Origin of the sequence: Clostridium sp. 1001270J_160509_D11, assembly GCF_015667935.1 — a bacterium.
Lineage (GTDB): Bacteria > Bacillota > Clostridia > Peptostreptococcales > Peptostreptococcaceae > Intestinibacter.
This window is the reverse complement of record NZ_JADPET010000229.1, coordinates 1-2,517: the sequence shown is the minus strand read 5'-3', so window position 1 is coordinate 2,517 and position 2,517 is coordinate 1. Positions and strand designations below refer to the sequence as shown.

The 2,517-nt window shown below is 25.0% G+C and carries 3 protein-coding genes; all 3 read left to right on the top strand.

What is annotated here, in order from left to right; genetic code table 11:
* Positions 1-159 precede the first annotated feature (159 nt).
* The 3 genes from I4U58_RS13500 to I4U58_RS13490 all read left to right on the top strand — a co-directional run bounded on the left by I4U58_RS13500 (position 160) and on the right by I4U58_RS13490 (position 2,422).
* Positions 160-1,224, top strand: coding sequence for a lysylphosphatidylglycerol synthase transmembrane domain-containing protein (locus I4U58_RS13500; protein WP_195931853.1), 1,065 nt, complete (start codon positions 160-162; stop codon positions 1,222-1,224).
* Between the two features lie 24 nt (positions 1,225-1,248).
* The gene (locus I4U58_RS13495) at positions 1,249-1,671 is read left to right on the top strand and encodes a DUF3783 domain-containing protein (RefSeq protein WP_195931852.1); all 423 of its coding nucleotides are present in this window, start codon (positions 1,249-1,251) and stop codon (positions 1,669-1,671) included.
* Positions 1,672-1,858: 187 nt separating this feature from the next.
* Positions 1,859-2,422, top strand: coding sequence for a carbonic anhydrase (locus I4U58_RS13490; RefSeq protein WP_195931851.1), 564 nt, complete (start codon positions 1,859-1,861; stop codon positions 2,420-2,422).
* Positions 2,423-2,517: the final 95 nt, after the last annotated feature.

The window sequence follows — 2,517 nt, the reverse complement described above, 5'->3', positions numbered from 1 at the left end:
ATTAAATAATATAATTTAAAAAATAAAAATAATTTTTAATCATAAACCGTAAAACAAATATTTGGTATAATTAATCTTTAAAGTATATTTATACATAAATATAATAAATTTTTATTTATTAGCAATATAATATATTTATTGGGTGAAGAGGAGAATATTATGGAGTTTTTTAAGAAGTACAGGAATATAATATTAAAATATAGTTTTCTATTATTTCTAATGATTTTTACTGTTTATTTAGTTTTTCAAAATTTAGATATAAATTCTATAGAAAAAATAAAAGATATAATAAATAAAAAATACATAGTAATGGGAGTCTGTGCAATCTTAGTATATATGATTTTAGAAGGAATAATTTTAAAACAAATACTTGATGCTCAATATAAAGTAAACGAAAAGTTATTAGGCGTTAAGTTGGCTAGTATGGGATTTTATTATAACCTAGTAACACCATTTGCATCTGGAAGCCAACCTATGCTTATATATGTTTTATCTAAATATAAAGTTCCATTAGGTGAAGCTACAGGAATAATAACAAACAAAACGTTATTGTATCAATCTGTAGTAACTATATACTGTGCAGTATTATTTGTATTAAATATGGGAATATTAAAAAGTCAAATACTAGGGGTAATATCTTTAGTTATACTTGGTTTAGGAATAAATGCGTTTACCATTTTAATAGCAGTTTTAGCAATTTTAAATCCTGTAAAACTAAAGGCTGTAAGTAGTTTTTTAATACAACATATTTCAAAATTTAAAATTCTAGGGTTTTTAAAAAATAAAGAAGAGAAAATAAATAAGTTTATAGATGAATACAGCATATCAGTTAAATTTTTTATGACAAATAAAAAGTTATTATTTAAAACAACAGTATTAACAGTAATCCAACTTACTGCGTATTTTAGCATATCTTATTGGATATATAGATCATTTAATTTAAATCAAAATCATCTTGTTTATTTAATAACTTTACAAACACTTTTATATATGGCTGTTTCACCTATACCAACTCCGGGTAATATAGGTGCTAATGAGATAACATTTTTTAGTATATTTAATGGCGTATTTCCAAAATCAATATTGGGATATGCAGTACTTTTATATGGCGCATTAGTATATTATTTTATTTTGATTACAAGTGCTATATTGACATTATTGACACATGCTCAAATTAAAGAGAAACCGACAATTGCAGATAATAGCAACGTTAGTAAAATATAAATTTTTATTTTAAGGAGATAAATTATGACATTTAAAAAAATAAATGAAAACGAACAACAAAACTTACATGATAGAAGTTGCATGATATTAGTTAATTTTAATGCTAAGGAACTTGCAGCAATAAAAACAGTAAGCAATTTTGCTGGGATAAGAGATAGAATAGCTGTAACTAGCAAAAATGGAAATACAAAAATAAACGATATATTAGACGGAAATATGCTTGATGATAATGAAGAAGTATGGAGTGAAAAAGCTATTATATTTAATAATATACCGACTACTAGAGTTTCTGGATTTTTAGATGGATTAAAAAAGATGAAAATAAGAAGACCATTAACTGCTATGGTTACAGAAGTATCAATAGACTGGAAACTAAATACATTAATATACAACTTAAAAGAAGAGAGAAAAGCAATATCTAAAGGACAATTTGCAGAACATAAATAATAAACTTTGAAATAGACCTTATTTTTATATAGGGTCTATTTTTTATGTGATTTTTTAATAGGTAAAAATTAATTTTAAAAAGCAGAAATTATAAGATTTTAAAGGAATTTGTAATTTGCTGTGGAATTAAATTTATTAATGCAAAAACTTAAAAACTTCATACATTATAATTAAAAGGAGAGATGGTATGCATTATTTAGAAGCGCTAGAAAAATTAAAAAAAGGTAGCAAACTTTATTTAGAATGTCAGAGTAATCCATCAATTTTTCATCAGGAACTGCGTGAAGAATTAAAAAATAAGGGACAAAAGCCTTATGTAACAATAATAACTTGTTCTGATTCTAGAGTTCCAGTACAACATATTTTTTCTGCAAGTATGGGAGAATTATTCATTATAAGAAATGCAGGAAATATAATTGGAGATTTTGAAATAGGTTCAGCAGAATATGCATCAGAACATTTAGGAGTTGAGTTAATTGTTGTATTAGGACATACTCATTGTGGAGCAGTTGATGCAACAGTAAGAAATCAAGGACACAGTTATATAAAGTCTATAACTGAAAAAGTTTCAGAAGCTATTGGAACTGAAAAAGACCAACGAAAGGCAGAAGTATTAAATGCAAAATATGGTGTAGAATGTTTGAAAAAAAGTGAAGTTTTAAGTGAATTAGAAAAGCAAGATAAGTTAAAAATCATTTCAGCTATGTACGATATAGAATCAGGAGAAGTTATATTTGAAGATATTAAATAATAAAAAATGAATAATAACTATAAATTTGGACGAACTTGAAGAAAGTGAATTCGATGTTATTTGCAAAGATAGATTGTTATTTCCGCTAGTTGGAC